Below are 19,802 nucleotides of genomic sequence, written 5' to 3'. Positions count from 1 at the left end.
TAAACGAGGGGCTGTATTTTATCATGAAGGAGGAAATGATGAACCCGCTTAAAACAAAATTAACTATGCTTAACCACTGCGCCGTAATTTCTTTTAGACAGCTGCAAAGGCTCCTAGACGACGACCCGGAACTTCGATGCCTGGAATCAAGAAGTGTTTCATACTTTCAATCAAAACTCCAAATCTCCTCAATGAAAGCCACAGAACTTCATCGAAATCTCCATACACTACCTTTTGAAAAACTATTCCATTCCTATCGACTGAATCAAATTTATATAATTCATTTTAAAGACCCTCAATATCCTCACCTGCTGAAAAACATTTATAATCCACCGTGGCTGTTGTATGCAATTGGAAATCCGTCATTATTAAACGAGCGCCAATTGGCTGTTGTTGGTTCAAGAAAAGTCGTGGAGCCATCCCTTATGGCCTTGTCCAAATTGATTCCACACTTGGTGTCAAACGGATTTGTGATTACAAGCGGTCTGGCAAAAGGAGTGGATAAAGCAGCTCACACACTGACCATCAATCATGGCGGCCAAACAATAGGAGTTTTAGGAAGCGGGTTTTTTCATATATATCCGCAGGAAAATCGGACGCTTGCAGAGAATATGAAATTAAACCATTTATTACTTTCAGAATACCCTCCACATCAAAAACCCAATCCGTGGCATTTTCCAATGAGGAATCGGATCATTTCAGGCATGGCCAGTGGCACTTTGGTCGTCCAGGCTGCAAAGAAAAGCGGTTCGCTCATTACAGCCGAACTGGCCCTCCAGGAAGGAAGAGAGGTTTTTGCAGTGCCCGGATCCATGCATCTGCCAGAATATGAAGGGTCCCATTTCCTGATCCAGCAAGGTGCAAAGCTCGTTATGAACGGGAACGATATTACAGAGGAATTGACTAATTTTTATTCATAGTATTTTGTACATCTTAAGTAATTTATCTCAAAATAGTTGCATTTCCTTTAAATATGTTATACATTTCAACAGAACCAAAATTTATTGCCGTTTACTGCCTGATTGAACATAATCTTGCTTTTTTCAAGATGCATTTGCCTGTAAACGGTTTCGGGAAGTATAAAATATATGATTTCTGCAGACTAATGAATAGAAGAAATAGGTTAAATGTTTCTAATACTTTACTAATTACCTCTAAGGAGGATTTTGAATGTCAGAGTTTTTAGTGATTGTTGAATCGCCCGCCAAGGCGAAAACAATCGAGCGCTATCTAGGAAAAAAATATAAAGTGAAAGCATCCATGGGACATGTAAGGGATTTGCCGAAAAGTCAGATGGGTGTTAGTTCTGAAAATAATTTTGAACCAAAATATATAACCATCAGGGGCAAAGGCCCAGTACTTAAAGAATTAAAGACAGCTGCGAAAAAAGCAAAGAAAATTTTTCTCGCAGCTGACCCCGACAGGGAAGGGGAAGCAATCGCCTGGCATTTGGCACACAGCCTGGATATTGATGTCCATTCCGACTGCAGGGTGGTATTTAATGAGATTACCAAAGATGCTATAAAAGAATCGTTTAAATATCCGAGACCTATCAATATGGATCTTGTCGATGCACAGCAAGCGAGAAGGGTGTTAGATAGACTGGTAGGGTACAATATTTCTCCCCTCCTCTGGAAAAAGGTGAAAAAAGGTCTAAGTGCCGGCAGGGTCCAGTCTGTTGCCGTCAGACTTATAATCGATCGTGAAAAAGAAATCAAAGACTTCATCCCGGAAGAGTACTGGAGCGTTGAAGCCCTATTTGAAAAAGGAAAAGACGAATTCAGCGGACATTTCTTCGGCATCAACGGCAAGAAAATGGAACTGAAATCGGAGGAAGAAGTCAAGAAGGTATTGGATGCCATAAAGGGTAAAAACTTTGAAATCACAAATGTGACGAAAAAAGAAAGAAAGCGAAACCCAGCACCTCCATTTACCACTTCATCCCTGCAGCAGGAAGCCGCAAGGAAGCTGAACTTCAGGGCTAAAAAGACAATGATGCTTGCACAGCAGCTTTATGAAGGGATCGAACTTGGCAAGGAAGGAACAGTCGGTCTCATTACCTACATGAGAACAGATTCGACAAGAATTTCTGAGGTAGCTCAGAAAGAGGCATTTGAATACATTGAAGGCCAGTATGGAAAAGAGTATAACAGGACTGAACCACGGGCAGAGAAAAAGTCGGCAAAATCCCAGGATGCCCATGAAGCAATCCGTCCAACGAGTACTTTAAGGGATCCTGCCTCCATGAAATCGTTCTTGAGCCGTGATCAATTGAGGCTTTACCGACTGATATGGGAGCGTTTTGTTGCGAGCCAAATGGCTTCAGCTGTGATGGATACAATGAGTGTAGACGTTTCTAACGGCGATATTGTATTCCGTTCCAACGGCTCTAAAGTGAAATTCGCCGGATTTATGAAAGTATACATTGAAGGAACGGATGATGGTTTAGAGGAAAAAGAAAACCTGCTTCCAGATCTGTCAGTAGGAGATAAGGTGAAATCCAATGAAATAGACCCGAAGCAGCATTTCACCCAGCCGCCACCAAGGTATACAGAAGCGAGGCTCGTGAAAACGCTGGAAGAACTGGGCATTGGAAGGCCATCCACATATGCGCCGACATTGGATACCATACAAAAGCGGGGCTATGTAGCGCTTGATAATAAACGCTTCATTCCTACTGAACTGGGGGAAATCGTCCTTCAATTGATTTTGGAATTCTTCCCTGAAATTTTGGATGTGGAATTTACCGCCAAGATGGAAACAAGCCTTGATGACATTGAAGAAGGCAAGATCAAATGGGTTAAAGTAATTGATGAGTTTTACATGGGCTTTGAAAAGAATCTTGAAAAAGCTGAAAAGGAAATGGAAGAAGTCGAAATCAAGCCTGAATACGCAGGCGAGGATTGCGAACACTGCGGGAATCCAATGGTCTTTAAAATGGGACGGTATGGAAAGTTTATGGCCTGCTCCAATTTCCCGGACTGCAGGAATACAAAGCCGATTGTAAAAGAAATTGGCGTCAGCTGTCCGAAATGTAAAAAGGGTAATATTATAGAAAGAAAAAGTAAAAAGCGCAGGATTTTTTACGGCTGCGATCAATTTCCGGAATGTGATTTCCTTTCTTGGGATAAGCCGCTGGAAAGAACTTGTCCAAAATGTGATGAGATGCTGGTTGAGAAGAAGCTTAAAAAAGGTGTGCAGGTTCAATGTACTGCTTGTGATTATAAGGAAGAACCGCAAAACTGAGAGAAGGTGGGCTGATTCTTTGGCTCGCCTTTTCTCATTTACTTCAAAAATGGGGATGCAAATCAATTTCCATTCACTTCGATGTAGGTAAATGATCGAATCTATGCTATTCTTATAATTGGTTTTTTGAAAATATATACCTTTTTCTAACCGGATTCATAATCAGATGATATGATTTTACATAAAATTAGGAGGATCAAAGTATGACTAAAACAGTGAATGTAATCGGAGCAGGTCTCGCGGGCAGCGAAGCAGCCTGGCAGATTGCCAATAGAGGCTTAAAAGTAAATTTATATGAGATGCGCCCAGTGAAGCAGACTCCTGCTCACCATACAGATAAATTTGCAGAGTTGGTCTGCTCCAATTCTTTAAGGGCAAACGGTTTGACGAATGCGGTAGGCGTGCTTAAAGAAGAAATGCGCAACCTGGATTCTGTCATCATTCAATCAGCTGATGCATGTGCAGTCCCTGCAGGAGGGGCATTAGCTGTAGACCGTCATGAATTCGCTGGACATGTAACGGATAAAGTAAGGAATCATCCGAATGTTACTGTCTTCAATGAAGAAGTGACAGAAATCCCGGAAGGAATCACAGTTATTGCGACTGGTCCATTGACAAGTCCTGAATTATCTGAGAGATTAAAGGAATTGACCGGTGAGGAATATTTATATTTTTATGATGCAGCCGCACCGATTCTCGAAAAAGACAGCATCGATATGGATAAAGTCTATTTAAAATCTCGCTATGACAAAGGCGAAGCAGCGTATTTGAATTGTCCAATGAATGAGGAAGAATTTGATGAATTTTATGAAGCATTGATTTCTGCTGAAACAGTTCCATTGAAAGAGTTTGAAAAAGAGATTTTCTTTGAAGGCTGCATGCCGATTGAAGTAATGGCACAGCGCGGCAAAAAGACTATGTTGTTTGGACCTTTAAAGCCGGTGGGATTGGAAGATCCTAAGACCGGTAAGCGTCCTTATGCAGTGGTCCAGCTCAGACAAGATGATGCAGCAGGCACATTATATAATATTGTCGGTTTCCAGACACATTTGAAGTGGGGCCCGCAAAAAGAAGTTTTAAAATTGATTCCGGGACTTGAAAATGCGGAAATCGTCCGCTACGGTGTTATGCATCGAAATACTTTCATCAATTCACCGAGTGTCCTTAAAGCTACTTACCAATTCAGAAATAAAGAAGAACTATTTTTCGCCGGACAAATGACTGGTGTTGAGGGCTACGTTGAATCAGCAGCAAGCGGACTTGCAGCAGGCATCAATGCTGCTAGACTGGCATTGGGTGAAGAACCTGTCGTATTCCCTCATGAGACGGCAATCGGAAGCATGGCTAATTACATCACTACAACAAGCAAGAAAAACTTCCAGCCTATGAACGCGAATTTTGGTTTATTCCCTGAGTTGCCGGAGAGAATAAAATCGAAAAAAGAAAGATACGAACAACATGCGAACAGAGCTTTAGAAACAATTCAAAACTTTGTGAAAAATTTGTAAAATTAATTGCAAGGGCTACTAAATTGTGATAATATTTAGTAGCCCTTGTGAGGTGTTATAGATGGATCAAAAACCATGTATTTTATTGGAATCCTTTATTGAATTCCTTAAGATAGAAAAGAACTATTCGGAATATACAATTGAGCAGTATCAAAAAGATATTGAAGCGTTTTTTATGTTCATGAATGAACAAGGTATAAAAAATGTGAAAGATGTTGAATATTTTGATGCACGCCTTTTTTTAACGAAGCTTCATGAAATGGAATATGCACGAGCGAGCGTCGCAAGAAAGATTTCCAGTTTGAGGAGTTTCTTTAAATATTTGAATAGGGAATCCATTCTTGCGGAAAATCCATTCAGCATGGTTTCGCAGCCGAAGTCTTCGGTGAGGCTGCCGAAATTTTTTTATGAAGAAGAAATGGAGAAGCTATTTGAGGCAAGCTCGGAGCATGCTAATTTAGGCGAGCGGAACAGGGCAATCCTTGAACTATTGTATGCGACCGGCATAAGGGTCAGCGAATGTGCAGGGATACAGATGAAAGATCTTGATTTTCATCTTTCCACGTTGTTAGTGCGCGGAAAAGGAAATAAAGAACGATTTGTCCTATTTGGAAGCTTTGCACATGAAGCCATTGAAAGATACATAAATAATAGTAGAGGCAAGCTGATGGGGAATGAGGACCATGCACATCTTTTCGTTAATGCAAGAGGGAAGCCATTAAAGCCAGTTGGTTTCAGGTATATATTGAATCAGATAATCGATAAAGCATCCTTGACCAATAAAATTCATCCTCATATGCTCAGGCATACATTCGCAACTCATTTACTGAATCACGGTGCGGATTTGAGGACGGTCCAAGAGCTTCTTGGCCATGAACATTTATCATCGACGCAAGTATATACCCATGTCACTAAGGAGCATTTAAAAAAGACTTATATGGCCCACCATCCAAGAGCTTGATATTATCCCCAGTTAGGGAGGTTGTTTTATGGGAAACTTTCATGCAACTACGATATTTGCAGTTCATCATAAAGGCGGCTGCGCCATGGCTGGAGACGGCCAGGTCACATTTGGCAATGCAGTCGTAATGAAGCATACAGCACGCAAAGTGAGAAAACTGTTCAATGGAAAAGTTCTGGCTGGATTTGCGGGATCTGTGGCAGATGCTTTTACCCTCTTCGAAATGTTTGAAGCAAAATTGCAGGAATTTAACGGCAATATCCAGCGTGCAGCAGTTGAGCTTGCTAAACAATGGAGGAGCGACAAAGTATTAAGGAAGCTTGAAGCAATGCTGATTGTTATGGATGCTGAACAGCTTCTGCTCGTGTCAGGCACCGGTGAAGTCATTGAACCGGATGACGGCATCCTTGCCATTGGTTCTGGAGGAAATTATGCACTATCAGCAGGCAGGGCATTAAAACAGTATTCCGGCGATCATTTAACAGCAAGCGAAATTGCAAAAGCAGCACTCGAAATCGCTGCAGATATTTGCGTCTATACTAATGGAAATATCATCGTGGAAGAGCTGTAAAAAAAAGGAGTGGGCAGCTTGAATAAAAAAACAATGATGAATCTCACACCACGTCAAATCGTAGAGAAGCTTGACCAATACATTATCGGTCAAAATGATGCAAAACGGGCAGTTGCAGTGGCACTCCGAAATCGATACCGCCGCGGTCTGCTTAATGAAAATCTTCGTGATGAAATCATTCCTAAGAATATCTTGATGATTGGACCTACCGGTGTAGGAAAGACTGAAATTGCCCGTCGTATGGCGAAGCTTGTCGGTGCACCATTCATCAAGGTCGAAGCAACAAAATTCACGGAAGTCGGCTACGTCGGACGGGACGTAGAATCCATGGTAAGGGATCTAATGGAGACTTCAGTCCGACTCGTCAAAGAAGAAATGAAAGAATCCGTTAAAGAACGTGCGGAAGAGAATGCAAACAAAAGACTTATTGAGCTTCTCATTCCTGGATCCAAGAAAACAAACAATTATAAAAATCCTTTTGAAATGATTTTTGGCGGGGCCAATCCTTCAACTTCTGAAGACGATCATGATTCAAAAGAAGAAGCAACTTCTTACGAAAAAAGAAAAATCATTGAAGCCAAACTGGCAAATGGTGAACTGGAGAACGAATTGGTCACGGTTGAGGTTGAAGAACAGCAGGCATCCATGTTCGATATGCTTCAAGGTTCTGGAATGGAACAGATGGGGATGAATATGCAGGATGCGTTCAGCAGCTTCCTTCCTAAAAAGAAGAAGAAAAGAAAGCTGACAGTCAAAGAGGCGAGGCAAGTATTGACCAATGATGAGGCCCAAAAACTTATCGATATGGATGAAGTGACCTCTGAAGCTGTTTATCGTGCGGAGCAATCCGGTATTATCTTCATTGATGAGATCGATAAAATTGCAAGTAAAAGCTCAGGAAGCTCATCTGCAGATGTTTCACGTGAGGGTGTTCAAAGAGATATCCTGCCAATCGTTGAAGGTTCCACAGTGGTTACAAAATACGGTTCAATCAAAACTGACCATATTTTGTTCATTGCAGCAGGTGCTTTTCATATGGCGAAGCCTTCGGATTTAATCCCTGAACTTCAAGGGAGATTTCCAATCAGGGTGGAGCTTACGAAGCTTTCAGTTGAGGATTTTGTAAAGATTCTTGTAGAACCGGATAATGCCCTTGTGAAACAGTATAAGGCATTATTGGAAACAGAAGGTATACAAATTGAATTTTCTGACGAAGCTATTCGTAGAATTGCAGAAATGGCATTCGATGTCAACCAAAATACAGATAATATCGGTGCAAGAAGACTCCATACCATCTTAGAGAAGCTTCTGGAAGATTTATCGTTTGAAGCCCCGGAAATCTCTATGGGCAAAGTGGATATCACACCGCAATATGTAGACGATAAACTTGGTGCAATCTCTAAAAATAAGGATTTAAGCCAATTTATTCTTTAAGGTTTGTACTTATAGCAGAAGGGTAAAGGTAAGTGATAAGATTTGTACCATATCACCCTTCCATTTCAAAATCACAGTAAAAAATTTAATAATAGATGAACTTATAGTGTCACTAGGAGGAAAAACAATGAATTTACTAGCGAAAACAAGAAAGATTAATGCAATGCTTCAAAAAGCAGCAGGGAAGCCTGTTAACTTTAAAGAAATGTCTGAAACACTATGTGAAGTAATTGAAGCAAATATCTTTGTAGTAAGCCGCCGCGGAAAGCTTTTAGGTTATTCCATCAATCAACAGATTGAAAATGAGCGCATGGTTAAAATGCTCGAGGATCGCCAATTCCCGGAAGAATACACAAAGAATCTTTTCAATGTCCAAGAAACTTCACCTAACCTAGATGTGGAAAGTGAATATACTGCATTCCCTGTTGAAAACAAACAATTATTCGAGAGTGGTCTTACAACGATCGTTCCTATCATTGGCGGAGGAGAAAGATTAGGTACACTTATCTTGGCCCGCCTGCAAGAGAAGTTCCTAGATGATGATTTGATTCTTGCAGAATACGGTGCAACAGTTGTCGGAATGGAAATTCTCCGTGAAAAAGCAGAAGAAATCGAAGAAGAAGCAAGAAGCAAAGCAGTTGTTCAAATGGCAATCAGCTCATTATCTTACAGTGAGCTTGAAGCGATCGAGCATATCTTTGAAGAATTGAATGGTAATGAGGGACTGTTAGTTGCATCAAAAATAGCTGATCGTGTAGGAATTACACGTTCTGTAATCGTAAATGCTTTGAGAAAGCTTGAGAGTGCTGGTGTAATTGAATCCCGTTCATTAGGAATGAAAGGTACCTATATTAAAGTCCTTAACGATAAGTTCCTATTCGAATTAGAAAAATTGAAATCCAACTAAATAAATGAAAAGAAAGCCATCCGGAGACGGATGGCTTTCTTTTTTGAATAAAATTTTCAATGTTTTGTTACATTTGTAAAGAATGTTATAAAAATAAAGGTGATTATAATAAAAATTCAAAATTTTCAAATGGTTCTATTGAACTAAAAAATGAGAGTGGTTTTTATTTAAAATAATAAAAACAGTTGAAATGTATAGATTTTTTAAACAGTTAATAGGACTAATTTACCTATTATTGGTCAACCAGTAAGATATTTTCTAGTTTTTATTTATGAAAAACAATGAATATGGTATTCTATCCATATAATGTCGAATAGTGTCAGTTACTGAATAGGGATAAAGTTTCGATGTAAGAAAATAGTCAAATGTACTCACGTATTTTCCTGTTTTGTACATAGACATTAACTTCTTTAATTATTACAATAGTTAGTATGATTTGCGATTTTTGTCAAATTTGATATGAATTTGTCATAAAAATGGACAGAGGTGTACAAAATGAAATTATTTTCCAACACAATCGGCAGCATTGAAAATGCACTTAATTATTCTTCTTTAAAGCAAAAAGTCATTTCTGAAAATATTGCCAATGTCGATACACCCAACTATAAAGCAAAAGATGTCAGTTTTAAAAAGATCCTGGAGGATGTTCAAGGATCAAGGCTTGAAGGATATCGAACAGATCCGAGGCACTTTTCTTTTTCAAGCGGATCCGTCAATCCAGCAGTCGTTACCCAGTCAAATGCGCAATATAATGAAAATGGAAACAGTGTCGATATTGACAAAGAGATGTCAGATTTAGCTACCAATCAAATTTATTTTGATTCATTGGTTTCTCAGTTAAATAGTAAATTCTCGATACTTCAATCAGTCATTAAAGGAGGCAGGTAGGTCATGTCTATGTTTCACAGTATGAATGTGACTTCCTCAGCACTTACTGCTCAAAGATTGAGGATGGATGTCATTTCTTCGAATATGGCAAATGTGGATTCTACAAGAGGGAAGTTTGTGAATGGTGAATGGCAGCCTTACCGCCGCAAAACCGTTGTATTGGAGCCGAAAGGTGATTCATTTAGCTCTTTTCTAAATGAAGCCAGAGGGAATAGCGGTGAAGCGGGAGAAGGCGTCAAGGTTTCAGCGATAAAAGAAGATCCTACACCTTTTAAGCTCGTTTATGATCCTAGTCATCCTGATGCAAACAAAGATGGGTATGTTCAAATGCCGAATGTTGATCCATTAAGGGAAATGGTAGATTTAATCAGTTCTACCCGTTCCTACGAAGCAAATGTCACTGTATTTAACGCATCAAAAGCGATGATGATGAAATCATTGGAAATTGGCAGATAAGGGAGGCGTTGAATGATGGCTATCAATAATATAAGTTCGATGACCAGTTCTATTTTGCGTCCGTCAGACGCGAAAATATCAGCAGGAAATTTACAAAACCCATATAAAGCACAAACTAAATTTGCAGATTATTTAAAAGAGTCTTTGAACGAAGTGAACGAATCCCAAAATATAGCGGATAAACTTACCGGCCAGCTTGCACAAGGGAAAGATATTGATTTGCATCAAGTAATGATTGCATCTCAAAAGGCGAGCATCACCATGCAGACGACAATCGAGATTCGCAATAAAGTAGTCGAAGCGTATCAAGAGATTATGAGAATGCAAGTATAACCGCGGTTATGAACTCGTATAAGAAATCTTTAGAATAACCGGGGGATAACAATGAATGAAACATTACAAAAATATTCAAAACAAATAAAGACTTTTTGGACTAGCCGTTCTAAGAAGCAAAAAACACTTTTCTTTGCTTCCCTTATTATGTTGATTCTTATTTTTGCGATTGTAGGATATTTCGCAACAAGGGTGACGATGGTGCCGCTATACAGCAATCTAACACCATCTGAAGCTGGGAGCATCAAAGAAAACCTGGACGGCAAAGGGATAAAAACGGAACTGGCAGATGGGGGAACAACTATAAAAGTTCCTTCTGAGGAAGTAGATAATTTAAAGATTCAGCTTGCTTCCGAGGGGCTGCCGAAATCAGGAAGCATTGACTACTCTTTCTTCAGTAAAAATGCCGGGTTCGGTATGACAGACAACGAATTCAATGTTATGAAACTGGACGCAATGCAAACAGAGCTTGCCGACTTAATTAAAGGCATTGATGGGGTAAATGATGCAAAGGTTATGATCACTCTTCCTGAAAAAGGAATCTTTGTATCTGATTCAAAAGAGGAAGCGTCTGCTTCGATTGTATTAAATACAGACATTGGTTTTCAAATGGATCAAAAGCAAATTATGTCACTTTATCATTTGGTTTCTAAAAGTGTCCCTAATCTACCTACTGATAATATCGTCATCATGAACCAATATTTTGAGTACTTCGAACTCGAAAATCAAAATAATTCTTCGTTAGGCTCAGACGTAGCACAGCAGTTGAACGTTAAGAAACAGATTGAGAGGGACATCCAAAGACAAGTCCAAAATATGCTCGGGACTTTGATGGGCTTTGATAAAGTCGTCGTCTCTGTTTCTACTGATATTGACTTTACCCAAGAAAATAGAGAAGAAAACCTTGTTTCTCCAGTTGACCAGGAAAATATGAAAGGCATTGAAATCAGCGCGAAAAGAATCACAGAGACATTCTCAGGAGATGGTTCAAATGCAGGGGGAGTCCCACAAGGACAGGATCCCGCTGATTCGCTTGGTTCTTCTTATGTTCAGACCAATAAAGGGAATGGAGATTACGAACGCAAGGAAGAAACAATCAATAATGAAGTCAATAAAGTCAGAAAAGAAATTGTAGAAAGCCCATATAAAGTTAGAGACCTTGGTATCCAAGTTATGGTAGAGCCGCCGAATCCGAAAGATCCGAATTCTCTTCCGCAAGATCGAATCAATGATATTAAGCAAATATTATCAACAATCGTCCGGACTACCATCAATAAAGATTCCGGCACCCAGCTTGCTGACAGTGATATACAAAATAAAGTAGTGGTCTCTGTTCAACCATTTAACGGAAAAGTGAAAATGGATCAAAATACGAAATCTATTCTTCCTTGGTGGACCTACGTGGTAGGCGGTATCCTTTTGGCTATAATCGTATTGCTATTTGTATTCTTATTCCGATCAAGAAAGAAAACTGTAGAGGAAGTTTCTCAGGAAGAATTAGAGACATATGAACCAGTGTTCGTTCCGGATGTTAACCAAGAGAAAGAAACAGAATCATCCGTAAAAAGAAAACAGCTTGAAAAAATGGCGAAAGATAAGCCAGAGGAGTTTGCAAAGCTATTGAGAACGTGGCTTGCAGAAGATTAGGAGGAGGACGTGATGAGAAAAGAAAAAGAACTGTCAGGGAAGCAAAAAGCAGCCGTCCTCCTGATATCCCTTGGACCAGATGTATCAGCTTCAGTTTATAAGCATTTGACAGAAGAAGAGATAGAAAGATTGACTTTGGAAATATCAAGTGTCAAAAAAGTAGATTCCCTTGAAAAAGAAGATATCCTTGAAGAATTTCACAGCATCGCTGTTGCACAGGATTATATCTCACAAGGGGGCATTGGTTATGCCAAAACCGTATTGGAGAAAGCCCTTGGCCAGGAACAGGCAACGGCAATCATTAATCGATTGACCTCTTCCCTGCAGGTGAGGCCGTTTGATTTTGCCAGAAAAGCAGACCCTGCCCAAATTCTTAATTTTATTCAAAATGAACATCCGCAAACTATCGCACTCATTCTTTCTTATCTAGAACCTCAAGCTGCAGGACTGATCTTGTCCGAATTGCCGCAGGAGGCACAGGCAGACATAGCAAAAAGAATTGCGTTGATGGATAGCACTTCACCGGAAGTAATCAATGAAATAGAAGCGATACTGGAAAGAAAGCTTTCAGCGACTGTCACTCAGGATTACACGCAAACGGGTGGGATTGAAGCTCTTGTGGAAGTGCTTACGGGTGTCGACCGTACCACAGAAAAAACAATTTTGGATTCTTTGGAAATCCAAGATCCGGAATTGGCCGAAGAAATCAAGAAGCGCATGTTCGTATTTGAAGATATTGTTACTCTTGATAATCGCTCCATTCAGCGAGTCATTCGGGACTGTGATAATGAAGACCTTCTTCTGTCACTTAAAGTATCGAGTGAAGAAGTCAAACAAATTGTGTTCCGCAACATGTCTACACGTATGGTGGAGACTTTTAAAGAGGAAATGGAATATATGGGCCCTGTTCGCTTGAGGGAAGTAGAAGAGGCCCAGTCAAGAATCGTATCTGTCATCCGCAGGCTAGAAGAAGTTGGAGAAATAATCATCGCTCGTGGTGGAGGAGACGATATCATTGTCTAGGATCATAAAATCCAGTTGGAAAAGTGGACAAGAAATTTCCCAAACAAAAGTAATCGGATTAAAGCAGATTGTTAGCGAGTATGCAGCTGAGTTCGAATCTAACCAGTTAATGGAAAAATCTGAGGGAAAAGAGAGAGAAGCGATCATCAATGCTGCTAAAGAAGAGGCTGAATCCATTCGACTGAATGCCGAAAAGGAATTGAAGGAATTGAGAGAGTCTTTCCAGCTTGAAAGAGACCAATTTGAGATGGAAAAAGCAGCATGGATTGAACAGGCAAAAAAAGAGGGATTTGAATCCGGATTTCAGGATGGAAGGATTCAAGCCATGCAGGAGTTTAGCGGGTATATCCAAAAGGCGAGAGAAGTAGTGGATCTTTCTAAGGTTGAATTTTCAAACTATCTTGAATCTGCAGAAAAAGTCATCCTTGAATTAGGAGTGAAAATCGCAGAGAAAATACTGAATAAAGAACTGACGGAGCATCCGGATACTTTTATTGGAGTCGTTAAGAAAGCATTGAAAGAAGTCAAGGAATTCAAAGAGGTTCAGATACACGTACATCCATTGAAGTATGATTTGCTGATGGGTCAGAAAGAGGACCTCGAGACTCTCTTTCCTTTTGATGTGAATTGCTATATCTACCCTGATGAAGATTTGCCTGAAAACAGCTGCTACATAGAATCTCAGAATGGAAGAGTCGATGCGGGCATTGACAGTCAATTAATTGAAATTAAGCGCCAGCTGCTGAATATTCTCGAAGGTGATGTAAATTGAAAGCCTCAGAACTGATCACAAGAATTCCATCACTCAATTCATTGAAACGATATGGCAGGGTCAAGCGTGTTGTCGGACTGATGATTGAATCGCAGGGACCTGATTGCTCTATTGGTGATGTATGTTGGATTCAGGTTGTTTCCAATCATAAAGAAAGAAAAATTCAAGCAGAAGTGGTTGGTTTCAAAGAGGAAAGTGTCATTTTGATGCCTTATTCAGATATCAATGACATCTCACCAGGATCCATAGTCGAAGCATCTGGCCGGCCTTTGGAAATTAAAATGGGCAATGAGCTGATTGGAAGTGTCATAGATTCACTAGGCCAACCGATGGATGGCAGTATATTGCCAAAAGGACTCGCATCGATTCCAACAGATCAATCCCCTCCCAACCCTTTAAAGAGGCCGCCGATTGATGAATCGTTAGAGGTTGGGGTAAGGCCGATCGATAGTCTGCTGACAGTTGGGAAAGGCCAGAGAATCGGAATATTTGCCGGGAGTGGTGTTGGAAAAAGCACATTGCTTGGAATGATCGCACGCAATACCAATGCAGACATCAATGTCATTGCATTGATAGGTGAGCGTGGGAGGGAAGTAAGGGAATTCATCGAGCGAGACCTGGGGCCTGAAGGATTGAAAAAATCCGTGGTCATATGTGCAACATCTGATCAGCCGGCGTTAATGAGAATCAAGGGTGCATTCACTGCGACCGCTGTGGCGGAATATTTCAGGGACAAGGGACTCAATGTTATGTTCATGATGGACTCGGTTACTAGGGTTGCGATGGCACAAAGGGAAGTAGGGCTCGCTGTAGGTGAACCACCTGCCACAAGGGGATACACACCTTCTGTATTTGCCATCCTCCCAAAATTGCTTGAACGGACAGGGACAAATGAATTTGGGTCCATTACTGCGTTTTACACTGTTCTGGTAGACGGTGATGATATGAATGAACCCATTGCAGATACAGTGCGTGGAATATTAGATGGCCATCTGGTCCTAGACAGGGATTTAGCAAATAAAGGACAGTTTCCAGCCATTAATATTTTGAAAAGTGTCAGCAGGCTGATGAATCATCTTGCAGGACAAGAGCATAAAGAGGCAGCTGAAAGAATTAGGGAGCTCCTAAGCATTTATCTTAACTCTGAGGATTTAATTAATATTGGAGCCTACAAAAAGGGTTCCTCAAAAGAGATTGACGAAGCCATTGACTATTACCCTAGGATCATATCATTCCTGAAACAAAAAACGGATGACTCTATTACAAAAGAGCAAGCGATTCAATCATTGATTAGACTGGCAAGAGAAGGTGACTGGACTTGAGCTATCAATTTAAGTTCTCTAAATTATTGACTGTAAAAGAACGGGAAAAAGATGAAGCCCAGACAGTCTATCAGGATTCTGTAAAAAAATTCAGGGAAGTCGCGGATCATTTGTATCAGCTTTTAAAAAAGAAGGAAGATTTGCAGACTTTTCAATCAGACCAGCTGGAAAGGGGATTATCTATCCAAGAGATCCGCCATAATCAGCAGTTCCTCACGAATATTGAGAAGACCATCTCTTATTATCAAGAGCTTGTTATTAATGCGAGGAATCGAATGAATTGGAATGAACAGCTCCTGCAGGATCGAAATGTAGAAGTGAAAAAATACGAAAAAATACGCGAAAGGGACCTTATCCAGTACAAGGAGTGGATGAATCACACTGAATCCAAACAATTGGATGAGATCTCCACGATGCAATTTTCCTTTCGCAATGGAACTAGGTGAAGAGGATGAGCAAAACTCTTGAAAAAGGATTAGAGGATAAACGGGAAAAAAACAACAAATTTCAATGGTTTGTAATGGTCATCTTCATCCCTGTACTATTTGCCATCACCATTGCGCTTATCGTTTTGACATTTGCCGGTGTGAATGTGTTCGAAAAAGGCAAGCAGATTGGTGAACACATTCCTTTCATCAGTGGCATGCTGAATAAGGATTCAAATACTGCGATAAAAGAATATGAGAGTAAAATGACAAGTCTAGAGGCAGTAATCAAGGATAAAGAAGGTCAAATTGATCAGCTTTCCAATAAAATTGAAGCCCAGGCGGATGAAAAGGACAAGCTTCTGCTGGAGCAGGAAAGGCTGCAGCAGGAAATTGGAGAACTGAAGCAGATTCAAGATGATAATAAAAAAGCGTTTAAAGAAATCGTCCATACATATGAAACGATGTCACCAAAAAGCGCTGCTCCAATCATTTTGAAAATGAAAGATGATGAAGCTGTTCACATCCTATCGCAAATAAGCAATGAATCTTTGGCACAGATATTGGAGCAAATGCCTCCTGCAAATGCAGCTAAGTATACGGAGAAGCTTTCAGCACTTCAAACAAATTGATACCTTACATTTTGAAAGGAGGTGAAAAAATGAACGTGGCTGGAACTATGCCATCGAGTGCTGCAGGAAAGAGCTCCCCATCTGTTAATAGGAAGTCCGAAATCCCTTCAGGGAATTTTAAAAATCTGCTTGGTGCGGTATATCAAAGTACTTTGGGAAAGGATGCATCCGCCACCAAGAGTGAAGACTATAATAAAGATGCGATGGACACGATGGATGCTTTAAAAGAGTTGCTGGAAATTTTGAACCAAAGCACAACTTTGCCATTGAATGTATCAAATGATCTGTCACACGCATCGGTTCAGGAAAATGAGGGAATCACCTTGCAAGGGATCGCAAAAATACTTGGTATAACAAAAGATAAGCTGATAAATGTTTTAAAGAGCATTTCAGACAAATTAAAAGAATTAACACCAGGCAATTCAACTCCGGTTGATAAGGGGAAAAAGCAAGATCCGATGGACATGCTCATGAATTTAATTTCCCAATTATCTCAGTTATCCAAAGAAGCATTTAAACAGCTTCCAAAAGATGATATCGTAATGATCCTTAAGGCAGGGAAATCATTGGAAGCCCAACTAATGGCAACAGATTTAGATTCACAGGGAATCAAAAAAGCCATCAACCTGAAAGACAGTTTAAAACAGATTAAAGACACAATTAACGGTTTGCAAAGTGATATGCCGAAATTGAAACAAAAAGAGATAATAACTACTGCATTTTCACGAGTTTTAGCAGTGAGCCAGACAAAGGGTGAAAAACCGCAGTCAACACAAAGTTCAATTTCGGAAGGGACCCACACCGAAACAGCTGAAGCTAATCCTGTTCAGTTGAATATGACAATACAAGAGCAATTCGCTATCTTTACAAACAAGGATGCTAAAGCGCCTAATTTTGAATCCTTTGTGAAGCAATTCAGCGACATTCTAGCTAAATCACAGGTAAGTCCATTACCAAATGGCAATAAATTGCTTATAAAACTTTACCCTGAACAATTGGGGTCATTGAGGATTGAATTACTGCAGAAAGATGGAGTCATCACAGCAAAGCTTTTAGCTTCAACCAATGCAGCTAAAGATCTTCTTGAAGGCAGCCTTTCCAGTTTAAAAAATGCCTTCAGCCAACAGCATATTCAAGTGGATAAAATCGATATCTATACGAATTCTACCGAACAGCAGAAATTCGATAAACAACAGAATCCACAGCAGCATCAGCAGCACAGGCGAGAAGATCAATCAGGAACTGATCAGCAAAAGCCGGAGAGTGGATTGGAATTTGCTGAAGAATTACAGGAATTGCTTTTCAACACTAATATATAGGTGGGCAAAATGACAAACTCAATCAATTCGAATTTATTTCTGACAAACAATCAAAACGATCCCAGAAAGAATTCCAGCGGTGTTTTAGGGAAAGACGACTTCTTAAAGATCCTTATGACACAGCTGCAAAATCAAGATCCGATGAACCCGATGCAGGATAAAGATTTCATTGCACAAATGGCAACTTTTTCCAGTCTTGAACAAATGACCAATATGAATAAGTCCATCGAACAGTTTGTAAAGACAGAACAACAAAACCAATTGATCTCCTTTAATCAGTTCGTAGGAAGGGAAGTTCATTGGCACAAGGTTTCACAGCCAGAAGATCAAACTCAAGAACCGGTTGTTACAGAGGGAACAGGATTGGTTAAGTCCATTCAATTTAAAGAAGATACGGTGGATATCATTTTGAGCGATGGAACCATTCTAAGTCCTGCTAATATTTCAGAGGTCGTGGATCCTTCTGAAAAAGAAAACCCTTTGATTCAGGCAAGCTATTTAATCGGGAAAAAAGTAAGTTGGATGGATGGAGACAATCAGGTTTCAACCATCGTCAAAGCCGTTTCTCTTAAAGATGGTAAATTGATGATCACCGATCAGGACGGTAAGCTAATCGAAGCAAAGAATATTACCAGTATTGAATAATGAAGGAGTGGTTGTATGGACCGGAAGTTCATTCAGGGTCTTCCATCACAGCCCATTACGTCAACTGTAAACAGACTGCCTAAACAGCAGATGCCTTCAAATGGGATGTTTAAACAGCAGCTTCAAACCATGATCGATTCACATAAGAACGAATTGACCATCAGCAAGCATGCTGGACAAAGGCTGCAGATGAGAGGCATCGAAATCCCAACGAATCAATGGAGAGAAATCAACCAAAAGGTTCAGGAGGCAAAGCAAAAAGGCGTCACGGATTCACTTGTGATCCTGCCGAATGCAGCACTGATTGTCAGTGCAAAAAATAAAACAGTTATTACAGCCATGACTAGACAGGAAGCACAATCGCAGATTTTCACTAATATCAATGGAACTATATTAATAGATAAATAGGCCGGACCTTCAAAAGGAAGCCTATAGCTGCGGAATGATAGAAGCAGCTGAATACGAAAGGGGAAACGAATAATGCTTCGTTCAATGTATTCTGGAATCAGTGGATTAAAAAACTTCCAAACAAAACTTGACGTAATTGGGAATAACATTGCCAACGTGAATACGTATGGCTTCAAAAAAGGACGCGTTACATTCAAAGACACGATGAACCAGACAATCTCAGGGGCAAGCGCAGCCCAAAATAACCGCGGGGGAATCAACCCTATGCAGGTAGGTCTGGGAGGAACATTGGCTTCAGTAGACACAATCACTACACAAGCCAGTCTCCAGACAACAGGACGGCCACTTGATTTAGCCATCAATGGCGACGGCTACTTTGTCGTGAAACAAGGAAACGCACAATTTTACACACGTGCAGGGAATCTCTATTTGGATGACAATGGAACCCTAGTAAATGGGGATGGTTTGAAAGTACAGCAATATAGCAATGGAGTGTTGAAAGACATCACTGTAAACGTAAATGCTGCATTGCCGGCAGTATCAACCAAGAATATTGATCTTGAAGGAAGTCTTCCAGACCTTAGTTTCCCATTCACTTCAGGAACTGCAGGAGCAGTACAGCAGATAAAGATAGTAGATACAAAAGGAAAAGAGCATACATTAGATGTTAAATTTGAGCCCAATGGATCTACTTGGAAAGCAACTTTTACAAGTAACGAAGGCACAGCACCTAAGTCTCAAGATATTACAATCAATTATAATTCTAGTACAAATAAATACAGCACTTCTGGAACTCTTGACCTTAATACCTCACTAGGGTTGTCTGATGCAAATGATAATATCAGTTTCAATTTGACCAATTTAGTAAAAGGAAACAACGAATCAATTGCAGCAATGGCGAACCCTAACGGCAACCTCGAAGGTTCCTTGGAAAGCTTCAATATCGGTGCCGGTGGCGAAATAAATGGGGTCTACTCTAACGGACTTGTCAAAACATTAGGAGTCCTTGCCTTGGCAAAATTCAGCAATCCTTCAGGGCTTTCTAAAACAGGAAACAATACGTTCCAGGAGTCCATCAACTCAGGTACAGCGAATATCAATATTCCAGGTGAAGGAAGAGGAAACATTGCATCGGGGTCGCTGGAAATGTCAAACGTAGATTTATCTGAAGAGTTCACTGAGATGATTGTTGCGCAGCGCGGATTCCAGGCAAATACACGCATTATTACGACTTCCGATGAAATCCTTCAGGAATTAGTCAATCTTAAACGATAATGGCAAGGGGGGAAACAGGGCTGGATGACG

At 40.3% G+C, this 19,802-nt stretch carries 20 protein-coding genes; all 20 read left to right on the top strand.

Annotated elements, in window-relative coordinates:
* Positions 1 to 23 precede the first annotated feature (23 nt).
* The 20 genes from dprA to DFR59_RS00530 all read left to right on the top strand — a co-directional run bounded on the left by dprA (position 24) and on the right by DFR59_RS00530 (position 19,772).
* Entirely contained in the window at positions 24 to 920 is an 897-nt protein-coding gene (gene dprA, locus DFR59_RS00625) for a DNA-processing protein DprA (protein WP_245948342.1), read from the top strand.
* Between the two features lie 250 nt (positions 921 to 1,170).
* The gene (topA, locus tag DFR59_RS00620; RefSeq protein WP_114743691.1) at positions 1,171 to 3,246 is read left to right on the top strand and encodes a type I DNA topoisomerase; all 2,076 of its coding nucleotides are present in this window, start codon (positions 1,171 to 1,173) and stop codon (positions 3,244 to 3,246) included.
* A 203-nt stretch (positions 3,247 to 3,449) separates the two neighbouring features.
* The gene (trmFO, locus tag DFR59_RS00615; RefSeq protein ID WP_114743690.1) at positions 3,450 to 4,754 is read left to right on the top strand and encodes an FADH(2)-oxidizing methylenetetrahydrofolate--tRNA-(uracil(54)-C(5))-methyltransferase TrmFO; all 1,305 of its coding nucleotides are present in this window, start codon (positions 3,450 to 3,452) and stop codon (positions 4,752 to 4,754) included.
* A 61-nt stretch (positions 4,755 to 4,815) separates the two neighbouring features.
* Positions 4,816 to 5,715 carry a tyrosine recombinase XerC gene (xerC, locus tag DFR59_RS00610; protein WP_114743689.1) on the top strand — a complete coding sequence of 300 codons (900 nt, stop codon included), beginning with the start codon at positions 4,816 to 4,818 and terminating at the stop codon, positions 5,713 to 5,715.
* 28 nt (positions 5,716 to 5,743) lie between these two features.
* Positions 5,744 to 6,286 carry an ATP-dependent protease subunit HslV gene (hslV, locus tag DFR59_RS00605; protein WP_114743688.1) on the top strand — a complete coding sequence of 181 codons (543 nt, stop codon included), beginning with the start codon at positions 5,744 to 5,746 and terminating at the stop codon, positions 6,284 to 6,286.
* A gap of 33 nt (positions 6,287 to 6,319) precedes the next feature.
* Positions 6,320 to 7,720 carry an ATP-dependent protease ATPase subunit HslU gene (hslU, locus tag DFR59_RS00600; protein ID WP_114744224.1) on the top strand — a complete coding sequence of 467 codons (1,401 nt, stop codon included), beginning with the start codon at positions 6,320 to 6,322 and terminating at the stop codon, positions 7,718 to 7,720.
* Positions 7,721 to 7,847: 127 nt separating this feature from the next.
* Entirely contained in the window at positions 7,848 to 8,627 is a 780-nt protein-coding gene (codY, locus tag DFR59_RS00595; RefSeq protein WP_114743687.1) for a GTP-sensing pleiotropic transcriptional regulator CodY, read from the top strand.
* Between the two features lie 495 nt (positions 8,628 to 9,122).
* On the top strand, positions 9,123 to 9,515 hold the full coding sequence (gene flgB / locus DFR59_RS00590; protein WP_114743686.1) for a flagellar basal body rod protein FlgB: 393 nt from the start codon (positions 9,123 to 9,125) through the stop codon (positions 9,513 to 9,515).
* A 3-nt stretch (positions 9,516 to 9,518) separates the two neighbouring features.
* A complete protein-coding gene (gene flgC / locus DFR59_RS00585) occupies positions 9,519 to 9,971 on the top strand; it encodes a flagellar basal body rod protein FlgC (protein ID WP_114743685.1) in 453 nt (150 codons plus the stop codon).
* Positions 9,972 to 9,986: 15 nt separating this feature from the next.
* Positions 9,987 to 10,304, top strand: coding sequence for a flagellar hook-basal body complex protein FliE (gene fliE / locus DFR59_RS00580; RefSeq protein ID WP_114744223.1), 318 nt, complete (start codon positions 9,987 to 9,989; stop codon positions 10,302 to 10,304).
* 51 nt (positions 10,305 to 10,355) lie between these two features.
* Positions 10,356 to 11,951: a flagellar basal-body MS-ring/collar protein FliF gene (gene fliF, locus DFR59_RS00575; protein WP_114743684.1), complete on the top strand. Its 1,596-nt coding sequence runs from the start codon at positions 10,356 to 10,358 to the stop codon at positions 11,949 to 11,951.
* Between the two features lie 12 nt (positions 11,952 to 11,963).
* Positions 11,964 to 12,974, top strand: a complete 1,011-nt coding sequence (gene fliG / locus DFR59_RS00570) for a flagellar motor switch protein FliG (protein ID WP_425454679.1) — start codon at positions 11,964 to 11,966, stop codon at positions 12,972 to 12,974.
* The gene (gene fliH / locus DFR59_RS00565) at positions 12,967 to 13,746 is read left to right on the top strand and encodes a flagellar assembly protein FliH (RefSeq protein ID WP_158538281.1); all 780 of its coding nucleotides are present in this window, start codon (positions 12,967 to 12,969) and stop codon (positions 13,744 to 13,746) included. The genes fliG and fliH overlap by 8 nt, the downstream gene beginning before the upstream one ends.
* Positions 13,743 to 15,068, top strand: a complete 1,326-nt coding sequence (fliI, locus tag DFR59_RS00560; RefSeq protein ID WP_114743681.1) for a flagellar protein export ATPase FliI — start codon at positions 13,743 to 13,745, stop codon at positions 15,066 to 15,068. The genes fliH and fliI overlap by 4 nt, the downstream gene beginning before the upstream one ends.
* Positions 15,065 to 15,514, top strand: coding sequence for a flagellar export protein FliJ (gene fliJ, locus DFR59_RS00555; protein WP_114743680.1), 450 nt, complete (start codon positions 15,065 to 15,067; stop codon positions 15,512 to 15,514). Before fliI ends, fliJ begins: the two co-directional genes overlap by 4 nt.
* A gap of 5 nt (positions 15,515 to 15,519) precedes the next feature.
* The gene (locus DFR59_RS00550; RefSeq protein WP_114743679.1) at positions 15,520 to 16,125 is read left to right on the top strand and encodes a MotE family protein; all 606 of its coding nucleotides are present in this window, start codon (positions 15,520 to 15,522) and stop codon (positions 16,123 to 16,125) included.
* A 29-nt stretch (positions 16,126 to 16,154) separates the two neighbouring features.
* Positions 16,155 to 17,444: a flagellar hook-length control protein FliK gene (locus DFR59_RS00545; protein WP_114743678.1), complete on the top strand. Its 1,290-nt coding sequence runs from the start codon at positions 16,155 to 16,157 to the stop codon at positions 17,442 to 17,444.
* Between the two features lie 9 nt (positions 17,445 to 17,453).
* On the top strand, positions 17,454 to 18,089 hold the full coding sequence (flgD, locus tag DFR59_RS00540; RefSeq protein WP_114743677.1) for a flagellar hook assembly protein FlgD: 636 nt from the start codon (positions 17,454 to 17,456) through the stop codon (positions 18,087 to 18,089).
* 15 nt (positions 18,090 to 18,104) lie between these two features.
* Positions 18,105 to 18,497, top strand: coding sequence for a TIGR02530 family flagellar biosynthesis protein (locus tag DFR59_RS00535; RefSeq protein WP_114743676.1), 393 nt, complete (start codon positions 18,105 to 18,107; stop codon positions 18,495 to 18,497).
* Between the two features lie 72 nt (positions 18,498 to 18,569).
* A complete protein-coding gene (locus DFR59_RS00530; protein ID WP_114743675.1) occupies positions 18,570 to 19,772 on the top strand; it encodes a flagellar hook protein FlgE in 1,203 nt (400 codons plus the stop codon).
* Positions 19,773 to 19,802 lie beyond the last annotated feature (30 nt).

Source organism: Falsibacillus pallidus, assembly GCF_003350505.1.
GTDB classification, from domain to species: Bacteria; Bacillota; Bacilli; order Bacillales; family DSM-25281; genus Falsibacillus; species Falsibacillus pallidus.
The sequence above is the reverse complement of the archived record's forward strand: the minus strand, read 5'-3'. Positions and strand labels throughout refer to the sequence as shown.